Source organism: Thermosphaera sp., from assembly GCA_038827615.1.
Taxonomy (GTDB): Archaea; Thermoproteota; Thermoprotei_A; order Sulfolobales; family Desulfurococcaceae; genus Thermosphaera.
Genome location: JAWBNK010000001.1, coordinates 152050 through 173813 on the forward strand (window position 1 = coordinate 152050; position 21764 = coordinate 173813).

At 49.9% G+C, this 21764-nt stretch carries 23 protein-coding genes and 1 tRNA gene; 15 read left to right on the top strand and 9 right to left on the bottom strand.

Features of this window, described 5'->3' with window-relative positions:
• The first annotated feature begins 13 nt into the window (after positions 1-13).
• Positions 14-89, top strand: a tRNA-Val gene (locus QXH45_00890).
• Between the two features lie 168 nt (positions 90-257).
• Here the strand turns inward: QXH45_00890 and QXH45_00895 are convergent.
• Positions 258-1457 carry a phosphoadenosine phosphosulfate reductase family protein gene (locus tag QXH45_00895; GenBank protein MEM2077811.1) on the bottom strand — a complete coding sequence of 400 codons (1200 nt, stop codon included), beginning with the start codon at positions 1455-1457 and terminating at the stop codon, positions 258-260.
• A 170-nt stretch (positions 1458-1627) separates the two neighbouring features.
• On the opposite strand from QXH45_00895, the gene QXH45_00900 reads away from it, so the two are divergent.
• Together QXH45_00900 and QXH45_00905 are read left to right on the top strand one after the other, a co-directional pair.
• Positions 1628-3505, top strand: a complete 1878-nt coding sequence (locus QXH45_00900) for a PD-(D/E)XK nuclease family protein (protein ID MEM2077812.1) — start codon at positions 1628-1630, stop codon at positions 3503-3505.
• A 17-nt stretch (positions 3506-3522) separates the two neighbouring features.
• Positions 3523-5082: an AAA domain-containing protein gene (locus QXH45_00905; GenBank protein MEM2077813.1), complete on the top strand. Its 1560-nt coding sequence runs from the start codon at positions 3523-3525 to the stop codon at positions 5080-5082.
• 211 nt (positions 5083-5293) lie between these two features.
• Here the strand turns inward: QXH45_00905 and QXH45_00910 are convergent, their stop codons facing one another.
• The 3 genes from QXH45_00910 to QXH45_00920 are packed head-to-tail and all read right to left on the bottom strand — an operon-like array spanning position 5294 to position 8526.
• Positions 5294-6070, bottom strand: coding sequence for an alanyl-tRNA editing protein (locus QXH45_00910; protein ID MEM2077814.1), 777 nt, complete (start codon positions 6068-6070; stop codon positions 5294-5296).
• A 7-nt stretch (positions 6071-6077) separates the two neighbouring features.
• Complete coding sequence (locus tag QXH45_00915; GenBank protein ID MEM2077815.1) at positions 6078-7619, bottom strand: ABC transporter permease subunit; 1542 nt, start codon at positions 7617-7619, stop codon at positions 6078-6080.
• A gap of 1 nt (position 7620) precedes the next feature.
• Positions 7621-8526, bottom strand: coding sequence for an ABC transporter ATP-binding protein (locus tag QXH45_00920; protein ID MEM2077816.1), 906 nt, complete (start codon positions 8524-8526; stop codon positions 7621-7623).
• Between the two features lie 201 nt (positions 8527-8727).
• Between QXH45_00920 and QXH45_00925 the strand changes: the two genes are divergently transcribed.
• Positions 8728-9585 (top strand): DMT family transporter, encoded by an 858-nt coding sequence (locus QXH45_00925; GenBank protein MEM2077817.1) that lies wholly within the window; start codon positions 8728-8730, stop codon positions 9583-9585.
• A 65-nt stretch (positions 9586-9650) separates the two neighbouring features.
• On the top strand, positions 9651-10148 hold the full coding sequence (locus QXH45_00930; GenBank protein MEM2077818.1) for a transcription elongation factor: 498 nt from the start codon (positions 9651-9653) through the stop codon (positions 10146-10148).
• A 7-nt stretch (positions 10149-10155) separates the two neighbouring features.
• On the opposite strand, the gene truD is transcribed toward QXH45_00930, so the two are convergent.
• Both truD and pth2 read right to left on the bottom strand, forming a co-directional pair.
• The gene (gene truD, locus QXH45_00935; protein MEM2077819.1) at positions 10156-11244 is read right to left on the bottom strand and encodes a tRNA pseudouridine(13) synthase TruD; all 1089 of its coding nucleotides are present in this window, start codon (positions 11242-11244) and stop codon (positions 10156-10158) included.
• Positions 11241-11588 (bottom strand): peptidyl-tRNA hydrolase Pth2, encoded by a 348-nt coding sequence (gene pth2, locus QXH45_00940; protein ID MEM2077820.1) that lies wholly within the window; start codon positions 11586-11588, stop codon positions 11241-11243. The genes truD and pth2 overlap by 4 nt, the downstream gene beginning before the upstream one ends.
• 79 nt (positions 11589-11667) lie before the next feature.
• Between pth2 and QXH45_00945 the strand changes: the two genes are divergently transcribed.
• The 7 genes from QXH45_00945 (at position 11668) to QXH45_00975 (ending at position 17038) form a co-directional block, all read left to right on the top strand.
• Complete coding sequence (locus QXH45_00945) at positions 11668-12306, top strand: hypothetical protein (protein ID MEM2077821.1); 639 nt, start codon at positions 11668-11670, stop codon at positions 12304-12306.
• A gap of 62 nt (positions 12307-12368) precedes the next feature.
• Positions 12369-12590, top strand: coding sequence for a zinc finger domain-containing protein (locus tag QXH45_00950; protein MEM2077822.1), 222 nt, complete (start codon positions 12369-12371; stop codon positions 12588-12590).
• 12 nt (positions 12591-12602) lie between these two features.
• Positions 12603-12875 carry an elongation factor 1-beta gene (locus QXH45_00955; GenBank protein MEM2077823.1) on the top strand — a complete coding sequence of 91 codons (273 nt, stop codon included), beginning with the start codon at positions 12603-12605 and terminating at the stop codon, positions 12873-12875.
• 66 nt (positions 12876-12941) lie between these two features.
• Positions 12942-15143, top strand: a complete 2202-nt coding sequence (locus tag QXH45_00960) for a CDC48 family AAA ATPase (protein MEM2077824.1) — start codon at positions 12942-12944, stop codon at positions 15141-15143.
• A 10-nt stretch (positions 15144-15153) separates the two neighbouring features.
• Positions 15154-15411, top strand: a complete 258-nt coding sequence (locus QXH45_00965; GenBank protein ID MEM2077825.1) for an ArsR family transcriptional regulator — start codon at positions 15154-15156, stop codon at positions 15409-15411.
• Between the two features lie 48 nt (positions 15412-15459).
• Positions 15460-16521: a flap endonuclease-1 gene (fen, locus tag QXH45_00970; GenBank protein ID MEM2077826.1), complete on the top strand. Its 1062-nt coding sequence runs from the start codon at positions 15460-15462 to the stop codon at positions 16519-16521.
• A gap of 73 nt (positions 16522-16594) precedes the next feature.
• Positions 16595-17038 (top strand): hypothetical protein, encoded by a 444-nt coding sequence (locus QXH45_00975; protein MEM2077827.1) that lies wholly within the window; start codon positions 16595-16597, stop codon positions 17036-17038.
• An 11-nt stretch (positions 17039-17049) separates the two neighbouring features.
• Here the strand turns inward: QXH45_00975 and QXH45_00980 are convergent, their stop codons facing one another.
• Positions 17050-17727: a protein-L-isoaspartate(D-aspartate) O-methyltransferase gene (locus QXH45_00980; GenBank protein ID MEM2077828.1), complete on the bottom strand. Its 678-nt coding sequence runs from the start codon at positions 17725-17727 to the stop codon at positions 17050-17052.
• 61 nt (positions 17728-17788) lie between these two features.
• On the opposite strand from QXH45_00980, the gene QXH45_00985 reads away from it, so the two are divergent.
• Positions 17789-18256 (top strand): DUF371 domain-containing protein, encoded by a 468-nt coding sequence (locus tag QXH45_00985; GenBank protein MEM2077829.1) that lies wholly within the window; start codon positions 17789-17791, stop codon positions 18254-18256.
• Here QXH45_00985 and QXH45_00990 read toward each other — a convergent pair.
• Entirely contained in the window at positions 18203-19168 is a 966-nt protein-coding gene (locus QXH45_00990; protein ID MEM2077830.1) for a methyltransferase, read from the bottom strand. The two genes, QXH45_00985 and QXH45_00990, sit on opposite strands and share 54 nt — an antisense overlap.
• Positions 19169-19250: 82 nt before the next feature.
• Between QXH45_00990 and QXH45_00995 the strand changes: the two genes are divergently transcribed.
• Together QXH45_00995 and QXH45_01000 are read left to right on the top strand one after the other, a co-directional pair.
• The gene (locus QXH45_00995; protein ID MEM2077831.1) at positions 19251-20069 is read left to right on the top strand and encodes an NAD(+)/NADH kinase; all 819 of its coding nucleotides are present in this window, start codon (positions 19251-19253) and stop codon (positions 20067-20069) included.
• A complete protein-coding gene (locus tag QXH45_01000) occupies positions 20035-20580 on the top strand; it encodes a nucleotide-binding protein (protein MEM2077832.1) in 546 nt (181 codons plus the stop codon). Before QXH45_00995 ends, QXH45_01000 begins: the two co-directional genes overlap by 35 nt.
• Here the strand turns inward: QXH45_01000 and QXH45_01005 are convergent.
• A complete protein-coding gene (locus tag QXH45_01005) occupies positions 20555-21718 on the bottom strand; it encodes an RsmB/NOP family class I SAM-dependent RNA methyltransferase (protein MEM2077833.1) in 1164 nt (387 codons plus the stop codon). The two genes, QXH45_01000 and QXH45_01005, sit on opposite strands and share 26 nt — an antisense overlap.
• Positions 21719-21764 lie beyond the last annotated feature (46 nt).

The window sequence follows — 21764 nt, forward strand, 5'->3', positions numbered from 1 at the left end:
TTACTGGTTTAGAGGGCCCGTCGTCTAGCTTGGTTTAGGACGCCGCCCTGACACGGCGGAGGTCCGGGGTTCAAGTCCCCGCGGGCCCATCCTCCACAGTATAAGATAGTTTGAAAATCTCTGGCTTGTGGCATAGAGTTTAGAAAAAGGACACCTATTTATTGACTTTAGACGTGTCATCAATACATTATCTACGTGAAAGATTTTTACAAATGTCATTCATGCATAATTTACGAAAACTCTATGATGGTTTTTTGTTATTCTTGCAGGTGTGTTGTGATCTCGTCTATGTAGTTTTTAACGAGCTGGTGGTGGCGGGCTCTCTCGCTGAAGTATTTGACCGCCTGGTCGAGCTCACCCCTGTACCTCCGCACGTCCCTCAGCGTGCCGACGGGGACGATCCTTTTCAAATCCCCCTTAACCCTCCTCTCGCGTTCGAGAACCGCCTTATCCGCCTCGTCCGCGGGGAGGTCGAACAGCAGCTGCCGCAGCGTATAGCCATCCACCGCGGCCTCGTCGAGCCCGTAGAGGCGTGTTCCCGAGAGCTCCTCCGCGGCCCTGAGCGCGTTCAGCAGTATCGAGCGGGCGGGGGCGGTTAGGAAGCCCAGCCTGCTGTACCCCGTGGTCTTGGCGGCCCTCATGCTGGGCATGTCGCTTATCCACCTGTACATTAATCTAAAAGCCTCATAATACATTAGATCGCTGCCAGCCAGGTAGTTGCCGAGCTGGTGCTTCACCAGGGTGCAGTGCCAGCAGCCATACCTCGCCTTGACCGCGCCCTCCCCGTATAGCTTGAACAGCGGCTTAATATCGATATCCCCGTTCCAGTTCCGCAGGTAGTTCCACACGTCCTGCTCGCTCCAATCCCTTATCGGGAAGGCTTTAGCCGCGGCCCCGTGGTTCATTAAGTAGTATGAGGAGCATCTGCCAGCGCTCAGGGGGCAGAACCCCGAGCTAACGCTGCTCAGCCGCCTGGCCCTCGCGGAGGACTCCTCATCCCTGTGGCCCAGCAGTACTACAGAGCCCTCCCGCTCAACTATCTTCAAGGCGGGCTTCCTCTTCAACAGGTAAACGCACCACCTGAAGCTGAACGAGGGAGCGGGGTAGCCCCTGATGAACAGCCTCCAGTAGAACGTGTCCTCGGGCGGGGGCGCTACTATTTTAAACCCCGCGTTCACGCCCAGGGCCCGCAGCCTCTCCACATAGTTTTCCATGAACCTCCTAGTCCACTCCCTCATCGGCGGGATTTCGCTCAGAGTGTCGCTGTTCACAAGCATTATATTGGCATCGGCCGCGCCCATCCTCTCCCGCAGCCAGTCATATAATAGGAGAGAAACTGTTGTCGAATCCTTACCGCCAGAGTAGGCGACGAACACCCTCCTAGACCGCCTAAGCACTTCGTCGAAAACCCTGAACGACCCAGCCGCCAACAACACCCTCAAAACCCACCACTCCAATCAATACCTATGGTTGAAGAGCACCTGCTCTTCAATAAATTCCAGTTTATATATAAAAGCTGAGCATATATAGATTGAGGGAATACGTCTTGCCCCACTCTTATCTCGGCGAACTTATAGACCGTGAATTCAAAAACAAAACTTCTCCCCAAGATTACCAGAAGATTGAGATGGCTAGGGAGGTTCTTCGTGAGACTCTGACCAAAACAGCTCACGTCCCAGTTGTCACGAGCGTGGCAATAGGCGCGGCCCACTGCTCTTTCAAGGCGAAATTAATTGAGGCGATAGGAGTTATTAAAGACCAATACGTATTCAAGGATAAAATAATGGGAGAAGGATCAAACCTCCATAAGATATTAGCGATAGCTTCTCTTCTGTACTTCAACAAAGGTCTTTCGATAACGCAAAGCATTAGAGAGGCAATAAATGATGTGAAACAACATCTAACTTCTAGAAGTGGTTTAAACGAGGAGAGGCTGACTAATGATGCAGTAAAATTGTTTGAAACTTTAATAAAAAATCTTCAAATTTTTGAGAAAAACTTAGATGTTAGGGAAGGTCAACTAAAACCGGTAGTTGAGCAAACACTCATAGATTTCGATGTACATCTTAGGGGAATCCCGGATCTCATCTTGGAAGATAGGAAGGCTCGGAAAGCGGTGGTCGTAGAGTGGAAAACGGGAGGTAGCGACACTCCTTCAAATTATGAAAGGGCCCAGGTGATTGCCTACGCCATCTTGGAGGCAAGGAGATTGGGATATTCTATTGAGGAACTTGAAAGAGTAATTATTGGTACCCTAGACGATACGGGGCGTGTTAAAGAATATTCAATTCTACCGGTCATCATTAGGGCTACTACCAAGGGCGAATTGTATCCTCATCCGGCTTTGGCACCTCAAGATAAGGTTAAGGAGAGATTCGAAGAGTTTAAAAATCTGCTTCGGAAAATCCTTATAGAGGCTGAACATCTCACCGTCCTTTTGACTCATCAAAAGAGTTTAACAGGAGTGAACCCAGATGTTCTAAAAATCCCCCTTCCAAATAATCCAGACATTAAAGTCAACATCTTGAGATATACGCCTCCAATCCTTCCTAGAGGGACACCTAAAACCCAGGATTCTTGGCCCTGCGTAAGCAAGAAGAAAAAACCGATTTGCGAGTATATAGAGCCGTGTAAGTTCTACTTTGGCAGGTTTGGGGAGAAAGAGGATTATGAAAGAATTCTATGGGATCTCAGATTCGAGGCCCTGAATTATAGGGAAAAGATGCTCTCAGTATACAGAGGTCTCCACGATTTCTTTAAATTCTATGTTTTCTTTAAAAACTTTGATGTAGACAAAATAATCGGTGAATTGAGTGATTCGGACGGATCTAAATGTATGGGAATCATAGTTGATTTGGCCCGACCATACGAGGAGAAAATCTCTTCCAAATATGGGAAAAGACGATTATGCAAAGATATTATCATACTGAGAGACAAACAAGAGTTATTTAATGGAAGGGTGGATATTGTGGAAAAGATAGAGATAGGTGAAGATGGAGAAATAGTTTATGTGAAGAGAAGGATAGCCAAATATGAAAAAGATAGTGAGCATGGATTTATGCCCAGAGTTGTGAGAGAAGGATCTCCAATACTGATATCCCTCATGGACTCATGGAGTCCCTTATTAAGCACGAGCATTTTCGGGAGGGTGGATAATGTAAGGTACATAGGAGACAACATCGAGTATCAGATAGGTTTTCCCAGTAGACTCCTAGAGTTGCAGAAGAATCTTCTCAAGCACTATGTTGAGAGAAGCCTCGAAGGCAGATTTTTAATGGCAGAGATTAACGTTGACCTAACCAAAGCCGATCTAGAGACTATAGATGCTCTTCAAAGATCATTGAAAAGTAAAAGTAGAGAATTACCGACAGAAGAGGCCAAATTGCATTCTATGGAAGATCGCGTTCTCGAGAAACAAAAGAGAAAGCTACGAAGTGAGTATGGAGATATCGATGCTACTTTCGATAGCATTTTAAGAAAAGTATTATCCAGGAAGAAGGGGTGACAGATATGGTTTTCAACGTGGAAAAGATAGTTGATTTCGAGCTAGAACAACCTTTCTCGTCTCCCTCGACGGAAGGGATTGAAAACATATTAGGTTTCATCACCGACAAAATCAAAAGTGATAACATAGGAGTAGTTCAGGGCCCACCCGGCACTAGAAAAACCTTTTCTATATTTACAAGTATCGAAAAAGTTTTTGATAACCTCGACGAAAACGAATTAATAATCTACGTTGCACCCACTAATGCGCTTGTTGCCCAGGGGTTGCAATACGCTGTCAGAGCTTTACGTTGGAAAGGCCTCACCCAGAGAGAGGTGAAAAGCGAGATTCTGAGGTCGGTAAGGGTTTATGGATCACAATTTGAATTACCGGGAACTTATAAAAAACTCAGAGATAAAGTGGATGCAGAAACGAGGATTGTGCTGACTACACCGTATCAGATACCTTCGATTGAGGAGAAGGACTTCTTCCACATAATGGTGGATGAGGCAAGTAGAATGAAATTACATGAAGCCTTCATGGAAATTAGAAGAAAAATTGTGGAAAAAATATCAAACGGGGAAGGGCTTGAAGGTTCAATGATCGTGGTAGGCGATCCCATGCAAGCGATCGTTCTTCCAGAACACTATAGGGAGATTGAAAAACTTAGAAAGGAGAGATTACTCCTCGAAAGCCTTCTTGAGGGGCTTTTAACAATTAGCGGAGTAGATACACGTGAGTTAGAGAGCTCGGATTTAACTAGGGAAGCTCTTCAACGAATTAGAGGAAAATGGTTCGAGTTCATTGAAGTGACTTTTAGATTGCCACAACCGACGGAGAGACCGATTAGTATGGGCTTTTACGATGGAAAACTTACGGCAAAATTCTCTTTTGAAGAGAGATTAAAAGAGTTAGAAATATCCCCGGGCAACTCTCCATTAAAATTTGGAGATGAAACGCTCGATAAGTTAAGTGAGAGCGTATTTGAGTGCCTGAGCACTCACATTCCCTTACTGGTCATAGAGCCAACTGAGAGTGATTGGATGGATGAAGAGTACGGTATTCTTAACGAGCCTCATAGAGCAAAAATAGCAGGGGCTCTCAGCGTGGTACTGAGTTCGTACGGTTTTAGGACCACCGTTGTAACAGCTTACAAGGACCAGGCTTTTCACATTAAGATGTTCACTGAGGAAAAATACCGAAACTATTTAAACAATATCAAGGAGAGAGTCGACTTCATAAACGTTCACAGGATATTGGGCGGAGAAAATCAAGCAATAGTCGCTGTACTGGGGAAGGAGTATGCAACACGGCATGAAGATAGACAAACAGTTTACTTCCAAGAGCCGGAACTCCTTAACGTTCAGCTAAGCAGGCATAAGGCGTTCTTGGCCATAGTCGGAGATCTAAGGAGGTTGTACAGGAGTGCCACGTCGTTAGATCAACGTGAGCGAACAAAGAGGTATAGACCAATAATTGAGACCGCAAGAGAGATTTTAGAATTAACGAACGTTGAAGAGAATGAAATCGAGAGAGCTAAACGCGGTAGGGAAAAATACGAAGGAGATGAAGGTCTCTACATAAGATGGAAAATATGAGGATCTAATGATAATTAACAAAACCATCGTACATCGTTTAACGATCACACTTCACTGATGTTTTATATCGCGAAAATCGGAATAGAGACGTTTTATTTTATTCTATCAAATATCGATGGCCGTAGAGGATTAAGCGACACTTAATACCGATCTTGCAATTTTCTGTGAATTGGTTTACAGGTCTATGAGAATCTATCATAATCGTTACTGATCATTGGTCACCAGTTTCCACCATGTAATGTAGTTTGAAGCCCCTAATGGTCCTCTCCGCTCTTAATATTCTTACTCTGCCGATCTCTCTGGTATTTGCTACGTGTGTCCCGGTGCACGGGATCGCGTTGACTCCCTCGACCTCGACTATCCTGTACTTGCTTGTCTTGGGAAGCCTCTGAATGTTCGGGGCATTGTAGGTCCTGGACGCCAGTTCGCTCGGGCTCACCCAATACCACTTCACCCTCCTGGCCTCGCGAACGATCCTTGAGGCTTCATCAGCGATCTCCTCGAGGAGCTTGTCGCCCGGCGGCGGGGCCTCGTACTCTATGTAGGCCTCGGGGGGCCCGTGGTGTGCGTCGAGGGTGTTGACGACTCTCCCATAGGCTTTCGAGACAGCGTAGTCTAGGACGTGTCCCGCGGTGTGGAGCCTCATGACTAAGTGCCTTGTCTCCCAGTCCAAGAGGAGCTTGACGAGAGATCCCTTGACCGGGGGACTGCCCTGCAAGACCCTCCCGTAGTGCGCGAGGACGCCTTTAACCATCAGCACCTTCTCAACCTTGAACGAGAAGCCTTGGTCGATGACGAACCCTGTGTCGCTCGGCTGCCCCCCGCTCCTCGGGTGGAAAATGGATTTATCGGAGACCAGGTAACACCTCCCGGGCTTGTCGCAGGATGAGTCGAGGAGAGTCGCCGCAGCCTCCCTCAAATAAGGGTCTTCGAGGTACAGTAGCACTGTCTCCCCAAACCCCCTCGCCCACTCGTACAGGTCGACCACGGCGGGCTCACCTGGAGAGGTTGGCGCGCTTAAACACGAACCAGCCGATGATGAAGGGGACGAGTATCCACGCAGCCCCGGCGAGCACCACCAGGTATGGGTCAACAACAGCGACCTCGGTGAACCCCTCGAGCTGAAGCCCCTTGTACACGAAGTACGTTGCAAACGAGACCATGCCCAACGGGTTGAAGTAGCTCACTGTGTACTGGAGCTCGCTGAGCCTCGAGGCTAGTCCAGGCCCGAACCCGTATGCAAAGATGGCTATAATTGCCACGAGAACGTTGAGGATCATCGTGAAGAACAAGTAGGCAAATATTGAAACAGCCAAATACCTGCCCCCGCTCAGGAACGTCGACAGCATGTAGCAGAGGCTGTAGAACGCTATGAGAGACCCGGTTAAACCCAGGAAAACGGTTAAAGCATCGCCGAGCTCCATCGTATAACCGATCAGTAGGAGGCTGGCAGCGTTAACCGAGGCCATGAACACGGCTGAGGAAGCAGTAGCCGTCAACACGCCTGCCGCAAACCTCGTCGCGTACACATCCCATCTCGACACTGGGCGCGCTATGAGAAACTCTAGGGCGCCGATGCCCTTCGGCTTAGCTATCAACGCGTAAACCAGGTAGAGCACGACAATGGGGAAGAAGCTTGAAAACAAGCCCAGTCCAGCCGACCCGACCAACTGGCTCGTCAAAGCCCTCTGAACCCTCCCAGCATAAGCCCTCGCAACAGGGTAGCCCTCGCTGAAGTAGAGCGTGCCATCGCCACCTTCCAGCGCAACATACGCGATCCTGGCTTCGCTGGCGGAGACATTGCCGGCTCTAACTCTAAAGATGTTGACGCCGCTTGAGACTGAACCCGCTAAAACGTAGCCTTCAAACCCCGGAGCAACGTTAGGCGATAAGGCGTAGTACAGTTTGAAACCGTCTCCAGGCAGGTCGAGAATGGCGATAATGACGAACTCGTCGTTAACCCTGTAAACCATCGTCGACGATGCAATCACTTTAGAATAATCCTCGGATGAGAGGAAGGAGCAGACCGGGCACCAGTACTGGATTCGAGAATCCTTCCCGGGATTAACGAACGCGCCTCCCTGAGACCTCGACCCCACTGGGCTAGAAGCCGTGAAAACTAGATAGGGGAACATGCCTGATTCGCCGAGTAGTTGTTTGAGAACAGCCGACTCATTCTCGTCCAGAATAATAGTAGCGTTGAGGAAGCCCCTCGCCTCGTAGGAAGCATTCTTCAACGACACGGCGCCGCTTGCAGGATCGGTTAAGCCGGTTTTGTTCACTAGTTTAAGCTCTACATCGATCCTAGCGTTAACGGGCCTCAGCTCGGCGTCGACCACGTAGGCGAAAAGCCTGAGCCTACCGGATTCAACATCGAGTATTCCAAGGGCCTGGGGGCTGATGTACTGCATGCTGACGCTGAGGGTAGCCGAGACCAGGTAGGATAAGCCCACGCCCACTAGTATGAAGGCGAGCAGGGCGATAAGAGTGGCAGGCCTTACAAACGCTCTCCTAAAATCGTAGAGAACTGGGTTCACTTCAACCACCTCTCTCCTTTATCAAGCTGAAGAAGAACTCCTCCAGGCTCCTCTCCTGGTGCTTAACCTCGAGAACGTTGAAACCCTGGGAGACCAGGGCCTTAACTATGTCGCTGGAAGTCGCACGGGGGTTTGAAACTATGAAGTAGTCGTTCTCAACTCTCACCTCCCCGAAACCCTCGAGAACGCTTATCGCGCCGCTGTCAGACCTGTCGAGCTTGACGATTATGGAGGGTTTCGCCTGGTTCACTATCTCGCTCATCCTGTACACCCCGATAATCCTCCCCTTGTGGATGAAGACCACTCTGTCCGCAACATCCTGCACTTCGCTGAGAATGTGAGAGGAAAACAGTACCGCCTTCCCCTTGGCCTTGAACTTAACGGCCATTTCTCTGAAGAAAACGATCCCCTGCGGGTCGAGGCCGTTTAAAACCTCGTCAAATATGAAGTTTGGCGGGTCGTTCAACATGGATACGGCAAGGGCGAACCTCTTCTTCATTCCCTGGGAGAAAGCGCCGAGCTTCAAGCTCAGAGAATCCCCCAGCCCCAGGGTTTCGAGAATCTCCCTGCCCAATCTCCTGGCCTCGCCGGCTGGGATTCCATAGTATCCTGCAAGGTAGACGAAGTAGTCTAGGGCTTTAAAATCAGTCTCAAATATGGGGAGCTCAGGCACCCACCCGACTCTCCCGGACGCCTTCTTCTTCTCCCTCGCTACCGAGTACCCATCGATCAAGACATCGCCCGAGTCAGCTGGCAAGACGCCTACTGCGATCCTGATAGTGGTTGTTTTCCCGGCGCCGTTCAAGCCCACGTATCCAACGATTTCTCCATTATCAACTCTAAAGGATACATTGTCTAAGGCCCTGAGCCTTCCAAAGGATTTTGAAACATTGATGACCTCGATCAAATCAAGCACCACGTGTTTTCACGGAGGATTATCGCTTGTAAATCTAATAAAGCTTCCACGAGCGTTTGCGCCCGCTGAGGCATGTGGAAAAACCACGTTCGGTGAGGATATATGAAGTCCGGAGCTAACATATTTATTTGGTCGTGAAAGTTTAATGAATCCTTAAGAGATAATAATACATACATGTATAGCGGGATGAGTATGTTAGAGTATATAGCGCCTGTCGCGGCATCGCTGACGTGGAGCCTCAACCCCGCCATCATATCCAAGTACAGGAGACACATCAAGCCCATACTATTCACGGGCTTCAGGGCGCTGGCCGCGATAATATTCCTATTCCCCATTGCAGTCTTCACCGGCCTAACCATCCCCGATGCAGCAGGACTATCCCTTCTAATCATCATGGCTTCAGCCGTGCTCGGACCCGGAGTCGGCGATGCATCCTACACTAAGGCCATACAAGTAATCGGGGGATCGCTCGCTGTGGTTTTAAGCTACACATATATCTTCGTCTCTCAGTTCATAGCGGCGGCATTCCTTCACGAGCCATTGAAACCATCGGTCCTCATTGGTAGCCTCCTAGCCTTCGCGGGAATAATCGTAGCATCCGTAAACGGTGGTGGCGTGAGAGTCTCGGCTAAGGGGATCGGCTACGCTCTGCTCGCCTCTCTCTCATGGGGCGTTGCCACCGTCATGATCAAGGTGGCCCTATTCTACGCTGATGTGTTTACACTAACGGTCATGAGGCTAGGGTTCACAGCAGTATTCTTCATACCTGCAGGATTGATCGTGGAGGGCGGGCCGAGTAAGATGGATTCGAAGCCTATGGCTAAAGCAGCGTTGATCACAGGGGTGTTGGGCTGGAGCATCGGAATGCTCCTCTTCATATACTCGATAGGGATGATAGGTGTTTCAGCAACAGCTGTGGCGACAGCGCTGACCCCTGTATTATCCCAGTTAACTGTTAAAGCATTATCAAGGGAGAAACCGGCCCTGAAAACCATAATCGGCGCCCTACTGATCTCCACGGGGATAGCGTCATCTCTCCTTTTAAATTGATGAAAGGATTTAAATTATCGTAAAATCGTTAAATCCTCATGATAAGCAAACGGTGATGATGCGGCTTGAAATACCCATTGGACAGGATCTGCGTGAAAAGCGGCATACTATGCCCAAGTTGCCAGCGAAAAGTGGAGATAGGAGTAGTGAGCGCGGATGAGATAAGAGTGATGAAGGCTCTGATGGATCTTGAAGACAAGCATAAAATCTTGAGAAAAGGCGAGTATGTGAAGTCCTTTACGCTCGGGGATCAACTGATCCTAATCGTTCGCAACGGGATGGAGCAGCAAGAGCTCGACGAAGCCTCCAAGCATCTATCAAAGGAGCTCGACGTTAAGGTTAAGCCAATAATTGAAACAGGAGACCAGAGGAAGCTGATAGAGCAGTTGATAAGCCCTGCATCACTCCATGGAGTCAACCAGGTCTGGCTACCCGATGGGACGGAGATGGTGAACGTCAGGGTCCCCCGGAGAGACAGGAGGTATTTAGAGAGAAACAGGGAGGTCTATGAAGAGCTCATAACGAGGCTGACCGGTAAGAAGGCTAGAATTGTTTTTGAATAATCAAAAGTTATTTTAAAATCAGGTTCTCCTTGAACAACTCCCTCAACACGATGCTAGCGTATAGTCCAGGGTTTAGTGTGAAGCGGATTCTCAAAACACCCTGATCCACACTCACCCCGATCCCGCTCGGCCTGAATAGGCCCTCTCTCCACCAGCACCCGAGCTCTCCCACGTTAAACCCTGTCAAACCCTCTGTCTTCAATATCTCGTAGTAAAGGGCTCCTGCTCCCTTGCATCCTGGAGTCGGCAATACCCTATTCAAGCATGCCCAGCCGCACTCATCTATGATCTTATTGAGCAACAAGTTGAACAAGTAGCTCGAGTATGCTTCGATGAGGATGTGGGAAAGGGATTCATCAACCATGCTCATACCTGTTGAAGCAGGTGATTTAGCGTACAATCTCTCGTAGAATAATCTACGGGGGAAACGGCCAGCGAGCCTCGAGGAGATAGTCTCAGGTTTCTCCCAGGGATAAAAATCCCTTAAAAGAGTCCTGCTGAACAAGTCCTCCCTCCTCGTTAAAAAGTATTTGCCGAGCAGGTGGGTAACCGGTCTCTCCACCCCGAATCTCTGGTAGCCGTAGTAAGATGGTAGCCCTAGGGCTTCAATCAGCCCTAGGATCATGCCCGCTCTCCCAACATCGCTCTCCCTCGCTCCCTCGACGAGGATCGTGAAAGAATTACCTATCAGAAACCTTCTCGACGGCTTGAACCTCGTGTAGCCGATCAGCGATGCTTTGAAGCGGTCGCCGGGCAACTCTGAGCGGCTCTCGGTCAGCAACAGCCTCTTGACGAAAAAGTATTGAGTACTAGTGGACTCCTTATCCTTCAACCCTAGATGGATTAGGTTGGACTCGGGTATTCCGAGCTCTCCCGCGATGATCCTCTTAACATGGAGGGTATCCATCGACCTCTTAGTGATTTTCAAGACGGCATACTCTCCCCTGTCCCTGGAAAGCCCTAGGCTCTGGAAATCGACGATCTCCTCCACGATGAAGGTATCGGGAGTCATCTTGAACTCAGCGTCGAGCTTTAAATGAGTTAAAACATGCTTCAACCCTACAGCGTAGTCGATAGGGTGTGGATAGAAGGTCACAGGAGCTTCAACCCACCCGTCAGCTCGTCAACCTTTTCATCCGGGGCCGGACCGATCCCTACAGCCGTCGCCGTCCCGGGCGGTAGCTCGGTTAAGCCAGCATCCCTGATGAGCGAAGCCGGGAGGCCGCCCCGCAGAGCCTTATCGTAGAGCCTCACCAGCTCCTCCTCCCCGTTCACTTTCACCACTACTTTCTTCTGACCGCTCCTCACCCACTCCTCAAACCACTCACGCTTGCGCTCGAAGGCTTCGAAGGCAGCAGAAACCGAAGCGTGAGCAACCTGTACGGCGAGCTTCCCTTTGCTCATTCCCAAGTCAGCTCTGACCGCGATCACCTGTTTCAACGGCAAACCCCACTTTGTTATAAGCAAAACCCGCATATATTATCCTATAAGACCTTATTAGTACCTGGATGTGAAAGAAATGCTTAAGACCCGGGCGATCTCACTCATCCTCGCAGTAACGGTATTAACAGTAGCAGTCCATGCTTGGGCGGATCAACCCGTCTTTAAAACTCAGGACTCGTTCAGATACTCTTACGTGGTTGCCTTTTCGAGAAGCAACTTCTCTTGTGTTGTGAGGGCGTTTTTCACAGTAAAAGTAGTGGACATCGCGCCCCCGCTAGTAGAGTACACTGTGGGAGATTACACCGGGGTCACTCTAACAGGCGAGTGCGGCGAGTTCGGGCTCACCCGCGAGGCAGTAGAGAAGGGTCTGCGAGAATACACTAGTGTCGACAGACTCGACTTAAACCCCTCTACCGAGTACATCGGCTTCTTCGCGAATCCATTGTATACTGGGGAGTTCACGGAACGCTACCCAATACTTGGCGGGGGCGCGAGCATAATGGCCAAGTATGTTAAAGGGGTTTTAACCAGGTATTCTGAGAGGCTTGAAACCCCCTTATACGAGAGCGCTTTAGAAATCAACCTAGTCTCCTCAAACGTCTACTTCAGCCTGTATCCCAGCTCCTTAGCGATAATGCTGGCAGGTATAACCGTAACCCTGGCCGCGATCTTTATTTCAACGGCTCGAGCCCTAGGCGGGTCCAGGGGGCTGTGAGACAATATTTTTAATACCTTATTCACGTTTTATGAGATGAGCGCTTAGAAGCGGTGTTTTACATGGCCATGAAGTATAGTCTAGCCCAGCAAACCGGTATTTCGATCGAGGAAGCTGCCTCCCCGCCTGTGTGCGACAGTTGCCACAGGTTGATGGAGCCTGGAGACTACGGTACGGAGTTCATGTGCCCTAACTGCGGGAAGGTATTGATTAGGAGATGTAAGAGGTGCAGGCAGCAAGCCGTGGAGTACACATGCCCCAACTGCGGGTTCCGAGGACCTTAAGGGGTGGGTTGAATGGCCCGGGTAGCAGTTGTAGTTCGAGTCCTCCCGGAAAACGTTGAGACACCTTTGAACGAGTTGAAGGCGAGAATCGAGCAGAGCCTGCCACAGGGATACGAGGTTAAAGCAAGCGACGAGGAGCCGATAGCCTTCGGCTTAAAAGCCCTCCGCCTACTCATAACCATCCCAGAGGAGACCGAGGGCGGCACGGAGCCCTTGGAGAACGCTTTGATGAGCGTGCAAGGGGTAAGCCAAGTCGAGGTTGAAGCTGTTTACAGGCTCTCCTAACAATGCTCTCCTATATTAAGGGTTTTTCAATCTCTTCATAATAGGCGGTTGAAACTGGTGCTTGATTTGTCCAGTAATCGCGTGAGAATACCTTTAAGAGTGCTTGATGCTGACAGGAGGGATCTTCACAGGGGGATAGCGAGGCTCGATCCCGAGGCAATGGAGAGACATGGAATCATGGAGGGAGACCTCCTCCTCGTCGAGGGAGAATATGAGACAGCCGTTATAGCGGCTTCAAGCAGGGACCAGGACAGGGGTCTCGGAGTAATAAGGCTGGACCCTATTACGAGGAAGAATGCCGGCGTGAACATCAACGACGTAGTATTCGTGGAGAGAGTTGAGAAGCAGTACGCTCAGATGGTTAAACTCGCCCCCACGAACTACTTCGCACCGGTCGAACCAAGCGTCATCGAGGAGGTTAAGAGAAGACTCATAGGCAGACCATTAATGGAGGAGAACGAAGTCCACGTAGTGTTAATGGAGATGAGCATACCTTTCAGGGTTACAACGCTGAAGCCGAAGGGACCAGTGATCGTCTCCGATGAGACGGAGCTCTATATTTTCGAGGAACCAGTCGGGGAGGTCCCCAGGATAACGTACGAGGATATCGGCGGACTGGGCAACGTCATCGAGAAGATAAGGGAGATGGTCGAGCTTCCGTTGAAGTACAGGAAGGTTTTCAGGAGGCTGAACATCGACCCGCCAAAAGGGATCCTGCTATACGGGCCCCCGGGTACGGGTAAAACCCTGCTCGCCAAGGCGCTGGCTAACGAGGCCAACGCCTACTTCATAGTCATAAACGGGCCGGAAATCATGAGCAAGTACTACGGGGAGTCCGAGCAGAGGCTCAGAGAAATCTTTAAGCTTGCGAGGAAGAAGGCGAAGAAGAACCCCGCTATAATATTCATAGACGAGCTCGATGCTATAGCCCCTAAAAGGGATGAGGTAATAGGCGAGGTTGAGAGAAGAGTCGTAGCGCAACTACTAGCCCTCTTGGACGGGCTGGAGAGCAGGGGCAACGTGATAGTCATAGCTGCGACCAACCGGCCCAACGCAGTGGACCCCGCTCTGAGGAGGCCTGGAAGGTTCGACAGGGAGATAGAGATTCCAATGCCCGATAAGAAGGGCCGCCTGGAGATCCTGCAGATCCATACTAGGAGGCTCGCTAAATTCGGGATTCTAGGCGAGGATGTCGACCTGGTTAAGCTCGCAGAGATGACTCACGGGTATACTGGAGCCGACCTGGCCGCTCTGGTTAAAGAGGCTGTGCTCCACTCCCTGAGAAGATACATTCCCCTAGAGAAGCCCAATCCACCGACTCCTGAGGAGGTTTTAGAAAAGGTTAAGGTGACTTTCGAGGACTTCCTTGTAGCGTACAAGAGCATTGTTCCAAGCGGGCTCCGGGAGATATATGTTGAAGTACCCGAGGTCCACTGGAGTGATGTTGGAGGCTTGAGGGAGGTCAAACAGGCTTTGAGGGAGAGCGTTGAGTGGCCGCTGAAAACCCCGGAGGTTTATGAGAGATTTGGGATCAAACCTCCCAAGGGCATACTCCTATACGGTCCCCCAGGATGTGGTAAAACACTGCTCGCGAAAGCAGTGGCGACCGAGAGCGGCGCAAACTTCATTGCTGTTCGAGGAGCCGAGATCATGAGCAAGTGGGTGGGCGAGTCGGAGCGGGCTGTGAGGGAGATTTTCAGGAAGGCAAGGCTCCACGCGCCCACTGTTGTCTTCTTCGACGAGATAGACGCCATAGCATCGCTCAGGGGAGCGGAGCTTGACTCAGGCGTTACGGAGAGAGTAGTTACTCAATTGATAACAGAGATGGACGGGATCCAGAAGCTGGAAAACGTAGTAGTGATCGCGGCGACGAACCGACCCGATCTAATCGATCCAGCACTGCTCAGACCCGGCCGCCTCGAGAAGCTCATATACGTTCCTCCGCCGGACTATGAGGCAAGGCTCGAGATACTTAGGATCCAGACCCGGAGCATCCCGTTGTCCAGGGATGTTGACCTCGGCGAGATAGCTCGGAGAACGGAGGGTTACAGCGGGGCCGATGTTGAAGCAGTTGTAAGAGAGGCGGTTATGTCGGCGTTGAGGGAGTCCTTGGACACGAGGGAGTTATCCATGAGGCATTTCAGCAAGGCGTTAGAGATTATTAAGCCGAGTATTAATGAGAATATGTTGAGATACTACTTGGAGTGGGGGGCTAAGGCGAGGCAACAGCTCCCGAGATCTCACCTCAAGCCCCAGGTCTACTTGTAGGGTGTGTGAAATGAAGTATAGTCCAGGCTACTGGAGGCTGACTCCCCTGTTCAGGATGATACTCGAGATAGTTATCGACCACCCTGAGGGGATCTCGGAGTCGGATTTAATAGACTCGTTGAAGAAGGAGCATGAAGTCGATGTTAACAAGGCAGAGCTGTATAAGGCTTTGATGAAACTCGAGCTTTCAGGGTACATCCAAGTAGAACACGTGGGTAGGGAGTTGGTTGTAAGGCTTTCTCCAGCCTTCCCCGAGCTCTTCAAGTAGATAGTTTTAAATGGTTTAAACAATTATTTTAATGATCGTGGGAGAGTCATGGGAGTAAACCTTAAAGACCTCATCCCAGACGACGCTAAGATAGTTGTTGAAAACATGAGGATCATGAAGGGTAAGGTCATCGCGATAGACGCCTACAACGCTCTGTACCAGTTTCTAGCTGCCATCAGGCAGCCTGATGGAACACCCTTAATGGACTCTCAGGGAAGGATTACGAGCCATTTAAGCGGGTTGTTCTACAGGACCGTCAACTTCATCGAGGAGGGTCTGAAACCCGTATACGTGTTCGATGGGAAACCCCCGGAGATGAAGGCGAGAGAGATAGAGCGGAGAAAACAGCTGAGGGAGGAGTCAGCTAGGAAGTATGAAATGGCTGTTGAAGCAGGAGATCTCGAGGCTGCCCGGAGATATGCGATGATGTCCTCGAAGCTGACGGATGAAATGGTGAAGGAGGCTAAAAGGCTTCTAGACGCCATGGGGGTTCCATGGGTTCAGGCACCCGCTGAGGGCGAGGCTCAAGCAGCTTATTTAGCCAAGAAAGGTGCGGCCTATGCTTCGGCGAGCCAGGATTACGATAGCCTCCTCTTCGGATCTCCTAGGCTCGTGAGAAATCTCACTGTCAGCGGTAAGAGGAAGTTGCCGAGGAAGGAGGAGTACGTCGAGATCAAACCGGAGATAATAGAGTTGAACACATTGCTCTCGAAGCTCGGGCTCACATACGAGAACCTTGTAGACATAGGCATCCTCATGGGTACGGATTATAATCCCGAGGGTTTTGAAGGAATAGGCGTCAAGAGGGCGTATCAGTTGGTTAAAGCATACGGGTCCATCGAGAAGATACCTAAAGCTCTTCTCAGATCCAGCTTCGAAGTCAACGTAGTCGAGATCAAGAAGTATTTCATACAGCCACCGGTCACCGACTCCTACAAGATGGAGTGGAGAGAACCCGATGAGAAACAAGTGCTTGAAATACTGGTCGCGGAGCATGATTTCAGCGATGAGAGGGTTAGGAACGCTTTGGAGAGGCTTGTCAAAGCGTATAAGGAGAATATAAGGGGTGTTCAAACCGGACTCAGCAAGTGGTTCGCGAAACCCTCCTAGCTTTAAAACAGCGGCAGGTATTTTAGCATCCATAACCTAGAGTGTACATGGTGATATTGAGGGGTTTGTGTGTATGAGCGGTAAGCCCACTACAGCATTCGCCCTTGTATTGGCTGGCGGAATATTAGTCATAATCAACTCCATACTCGAGCTGGTGGTCGGGTTAATTATCAGGGGAGTCAGTCCTGGTGAAGTAGTGCCGTTTCCAGCCGGTATGGCACTCGTGATGGTCCAATTCCTGAAGATCATACTAATAGTTCTCGGCGTGGTTGGAACGATAGTTGGATTATTGATGATAATTGCGGCAACACGGATTAATAGCGGAGAGCCTGGTAAAGTTAGAACATGGTCTGTAATAGGAATAATTCTATCTGTCATCAGCATTCTCGTAGCAGGCGGGGGTTTTTACGTTGGCTTCATCCTTGGATTAGTTGGTGGAATACTAGGATTAACGTGGAAACCAGCGGAGGCGGCACCGCAACCTGTCGCTCAAGCCCAGACTCCGCCGCCTGTCTAAGCACGCATGATTCAACTATTCGACCCCTGCCTCCACCCGTACTCGCCAATCAAGGGGACAAAGACGCACTCAATCCCCCATCGCTTAAAGAGTTTTCCACCTCTCTTCTCAACTATGACTAGTCTCTGAAGATACCGGTCTCCAATAGGGGCCACGAGAACACCGGGGTCCCCGAGCTGTTCGAGTAGCGGGGGCGGTACATTAGGGGCAGCTGCTGTTACAATGATTCTATCGTAAGGAGCGGCATCGGCGTATCCCAAGGTTCCATCGCCAACGATAACCCTCACGAAATCCGCATAACCAGCCCTCTCGAGATTTAACCTCGCGAACGATGCGAGCTCGGCAATTCTCTCAACTGTGAAGACCATGCCGCCCCCGGCATCCTGCTTCGCAACAATATCTGCTAGAACGGCGGCTTGATACCCGGAGCCCGTGCCGATCTCTAGGACCCTGTTCCCGGGCTCAGGGTTCAACTCCTCCGTCATGATCGCAACCATGTGGATCGCGCTTATCGTCTGCCCCCATCCTATTGGGAGAGGGGTATCGTGGTATGCGAAGTTCTTCATCTTATCCGGGACGAAGAGCTCCCTGGGAACAGTGAGAAGGGCCTTAATGACTCTTGGATTACGGAGGTAGCCGGCGTCCACAAGGGACCTGACGACCCTCTCCCTCTGTTCTATATAGTCCAATTTATCCCCTTGAAAAATATAGGCTACGTGGATTAATTAAACATGGGGATCTAAACTGATAGTGGCGAGCGAGCAGGTCACTGCGAGAGGGCACTTCAACATCACGGGCAGGCATAAGACAACTCTCGAGATCACGAGGGAGCGGGATCTAACGGTGAGGGGAGATTGTATAATAGGTGTTGAAGCAGATAAGGCTGCCTCAGACTTTTCCAGCGAATTCAAGAAAGCCTTGAGGGATCCAAGGAATGTTTTACTGATAATTCTGGAAGCCAGAGGGATAAGAGATTTTCTCCTCGCGCATTGCTCAAGCAGCCTCATTCTAAGCGATACGAGGAGGATTATAGTAAGGAGGAGCGGTTTCATCGAGCCAGCGACGATCGGGTTGCATGCGACGAAAGCAGCAGGCGACTTGAACAGGGAGTTGATCAATGCCTTGAAGAACGGCGAAACAGTATTGAAAGCCGATTTTTACGTTCTAAGGCTTGAACAAGTCGAAGCGGTAGATCCCAGCACCAGGGGAATACTCTAAGACGAGACGTTTACCCATGATTCTCCACTCCGGCAGTAGCGAGACCACCTCTTCCGCCGTCCCTTCAGCATCTCTCGTTAAAACATACAAGTGAAGAAATCCCCCCGGTGCAAGAAGAGTTGAATACGTCTCAGCGAAGTCTAAACTCCTCTTTGGGAGATTTGCGATCACTCTATTGGCGGCCTCCCTTCTGCCAAGTATGCCTGGTATTTCCGCCGCATCATTATTGAATGGTATGATGAAACCCTTCAATCTCTTCTTGTTTAAAACAATATTCTCAAACATTAGCTCGTACGCATCCGGGTTTAAATCATTCGCTATGATAAGTGAAAACCTTTGAGAAGCGATGTGTATTGGAAAACCGCCGATCCCGGAGAACAAATCGACAACGACTTCCCCGTCCCTCACCATTGATGCAATCCTTCTATGCTCCTCTGCCAGCCTGGGATTGAAGTAGACTTTGCCGAGTCTTACTCGAAAGCTGAGGCCGTACTCCCTTGCAACGACCTCTTCAGCAGGCTCCCCCCACAGTAGCTTGAGAACAGGTACTCTGAAATCCTCAACCGTTTCCTCTTTAACGTAAATAGCCCTCAGCCTAGGATACGTGCACCTGAGGGTCTCAACCACATCCCGGGGGTCCATGGTTTCCAAGACCTTACTCCTAAGGATGGCAACATTTCCGACGATGTCGTGTGAAGGCGGCTTAACTCTTGACTCCTTGATCCTTGGATCGCACTCGACTATTTCGAATGAAATATTCTTCAAACACTCGGGGGTGTTAACCACAGGTATTAAGACCTTGTCGCCGGCTCTCTCAATAAGGTATTTCTCATCGATCAAACCCTTCCTCCTCAAGAGGGTTATAGCTTCTTCAGCCCGCCTCTTATCGATGCTTACGCAGAGTTTTCCCAATCCGATAGACCGCCTCCATGGATCTATTTTATTGTTAAACCTATATTACTAGGTTCACCATATCATTGATCGTGGATAGGGAATGTTCGCAAAGGTCGGATTAATCTACAAGCCTACTTTGAAATGTATCGAAATGGTTAAAGAAGTATCCAACATCTTTGCGGGCAAGGGTCTGAAAGTGGACGTGTACACGGTGGACGATGTAATCCCCGCTGAAATCGGGCAATCAGACCTCGTAATAGTAGTGGGCGGGGATGGGACGCTGCTCAAGGCATCTATAACACTCCAGGCTAGTGAGGCGCCGATTCTACCAATTCTGTGCGGAAGGAGAGGAGCATTCTACGACCCATTAGATGAACCTTTAAGCGTGATAGTTGAAAAAATCATCAAAGGCGACTTCGTGATTCAATACTATCCCAGGTTGAAAGCGTGTAGAGGCGGGGAATGCAGAGTTTTCATCAACGAGTTAGCGATCTCGTCAATGGATCAGGGGAAGGTGACGGGTTTCAGCGTTTCTATCAGCACGCCAGGGATCTCGTCCAGGTACGAGTTCGAAGGGGATGGGGTACTGGTTTCCTCCTCGCCGGGTTCAGCAGCCTACAACTTGTCAGCTGGAGGACCCTTGGTCGATGCATGGAATGATTTAATGATAATAACACCTCTCAACCCTATGCAGTTGAAAATACCGTCTATCGTGCTTCCAGCATCCTTAACCGCGGTGAGAGTATCTTGCAGGGGCTTTTCAACGATGTTCCTGGACGGGGAGAAAATAGCGACCCTAGGGAAAGGGGAAGAAGTCTTAATCACGGGTTCAGGCAAATATCTAAGAGTAGCGAGGTTCAAATCCCGGAGGGATTTGATAAGAAATGTCATTGAAAGCAGGAGGGTCGTGTTCGACTAGTAGAGTCATCGTGCTCGACGCCTCCGCAGTTCTCGCAAAGATGTACAGGCTCCTGCCCCGATACGAGCTAGAGGTCTACACCACGCCTGGAGTGGTGAGCGAAATACTGGACTCGGAGAGCAGGCAGGCTCTTGAGGAATCCTTGGAGCTCGGGTTGCTGAGGGTTCGCTCACCTAGTAAGGCAAGCATCGATCTAGTCGTTAAGGAGGCGTCGAGGATTGGGGAAGTCTCAAAACTCTCGAAAACCGACGTGGAAATAGCTGCTCTAGCACTAGAGCTAAGGAATTCTTCAAAAACTATAGTCTTCACAGATGATTACAGTCTCCAAAACCTTCTCCTCCATTTAAAAATAGGCTTCAGACCGGTGAAAACCACGGGAATCACTGAGGAAAGAGTTTATGTGGAGAAATGCCCTGTCTGCGGTTACGTTCCCGGGGAGCCGGGCGAGAAGACATGCCCTCTCTGCGGGGGCGAGATCAAAAGGTTTAGGGCTTCCTCAAAAGAGCGATGAAATACCCGGGCATATCGTTGTTTAAAGGATGGAATCTGTAGCCAACCGTGCCTTTAAAATACACTTTGTCAACGCGTGGATCTCTCAGGTCTGCCTCGATATTTTCGAGGCCGAGTTCTTCAACGGCGTACGACACGATCTCTTCGTTCTCTCTAAGCGTTAGCGTGCAAGTGGAGTATGCGACGACTCCACCGCTCTTCAGGAGCTTATACGCTGTTCTGAGAAACTGCTTCTGATACTCCGCGTTGCTTAAGACATCATTAATAGTCTTATTGAAAACGAGCTTAGGTCTAACCCCGAGATTACTGCAAGGAGGATCGACTAGAACCTTATCTGCTCTTCCCTCGAGTCCAAAGTCGAGGTGAGCGTAGCGAGAGTCGTATGGAATCGCTGCAACGTTGCTGATCAACCCGAGCCTCGTCAAGTTTGACCTTAAAAGGGCGACTTTGCCTTCGTTTCGATCGAATGCTATCACCCTAGCTCTCCCCTTAGTGTACTGTATAACATGTCCTGTTTTCCCTCCCGGGGAAGCATTCAAGTCTACTACTAAGTCCCCGGGGTGAGGATCTAGCAACAGTGTCGTGTACATCGCGGGCAGGCTTTGAGGGTAAACCCAACCCTTCTTGTAAACGGGTAACTCGCTAATGGGTGGTGATTTGTAGATAGAGTGAACGTTTACTCCCACTAAGCCCTCCTTCATTTTGAACAGAGTGCTTGATGATACACGCGTTTCGACCACTCCGACGTAGAAACCGCTCTTCGACAATACTTTAACAAACTCCCCAGTTCTAAAAGAGTCAGCCTTCAAAACCCCAGGTCTGTATAGATTAGACCCCATCATCACGGAAACAGCAGCCTTCTCGTCTACCACTATCTCCTTTTCAACGTCCCTCGGCAAAGAGAACGGTCCTTCAAGCCTCACATAGATTGCTTCACTAACGTGTTCATCCCGCCAGGCTCTTATACCCTGGGCATTAAGCTCGTTCAACACGTCTTCAGCGGTGGTCTTCATCGTGTTGACTCTCAGGTAGAGTCTAATCGGAGGGGCTCTCAGAGCATTTATTAAACTAGCGGTCAAACTCCCGAAGGCTCTTCCAAGCTCTTTTACGATTTCCTCGTCGATTTCACAGCATCTCATCGCAGTTCATCCGGTTTCAGAAATCCTTATTAGATATTTTGTCATA

Bases quoted from the DNA above. Each gene is read 5' to 3' on its own strand.
- QXH45_00950 (MEM2077822.1), top strand. From the start codon at position 12,369: ATGGCCATGAAGTATAGTCTAGCCCAGCAAACCGGTATTTCGATCGAG.
- QXH45_00995 (MEM2077831.1), top strand. From the start codon at position 19,251: ATGTTCGCAAAGGTCGGATTAATCTACAAGCCTACTTTGAAATGTATC.
- QXH45_01000 (MEM2077832.1), top strand. From the start codon at position 20,035: ATGTCATTGAAAGCAGGAGGGTCGTGTTCGACTAGTAGAGTCATCGTG.
- QXH45_00925 (MEM2077817.1), top strand. From the start codon at position 8,728: ATGTTAGAGTATATAGCGCCTGTCGCGGCATCGCTGACGTGGAGCCTC.
- QXH45_00975 (MEM2077827.1), top strand. From the start codon at position 16,595: ATGAGCGGTAAGCCCACTACAGCATTCGCCCTTGTATTGGCTGGCGGA.
- fen (MEM2077826.1), top strand. From the start codon at position 15,460: ATGGGAGTAAACCTTAAAGACCTCATCCCAGACGACGCTAAGATAGTT.
- QXH45_01005 (MEM2077833.1), bottom strand. From the start codon at position 21,718: ATGAGATGCTGTGAAATCGACGAGGAAATCGTAAAAGAGCTTGGAAGA.
- QXH45_00955 (MEM2077823.1), top strand. From the start codon at position 12,603: ATGGCCCGGGTAGCAGTTGTAGTTCGAGTCCTCCCGGAAAACGTTGAG.
- QXH45_00945 (MEM2077821.1), top strand. From the start codon at position 11,668: ATGCTTAAGACCCGGGCGATCTCACTCATCCTCGCAGTAACGGTATTA.
- QXH45_00965 (MEM2077825.1), top strand. From the start codon at position 15,154: ATGAAGTATAGTCCAGGCTACTGGAGGCTGACTCCCCTGTTCAGGATG.
- QXH45_00900 (MEM2077812.1), top strand. From the start codon at position 1,628: ATGGCTAGGGAGGTTCTTCGTGAGACTCTGACCAAAACAGCTCACGTC.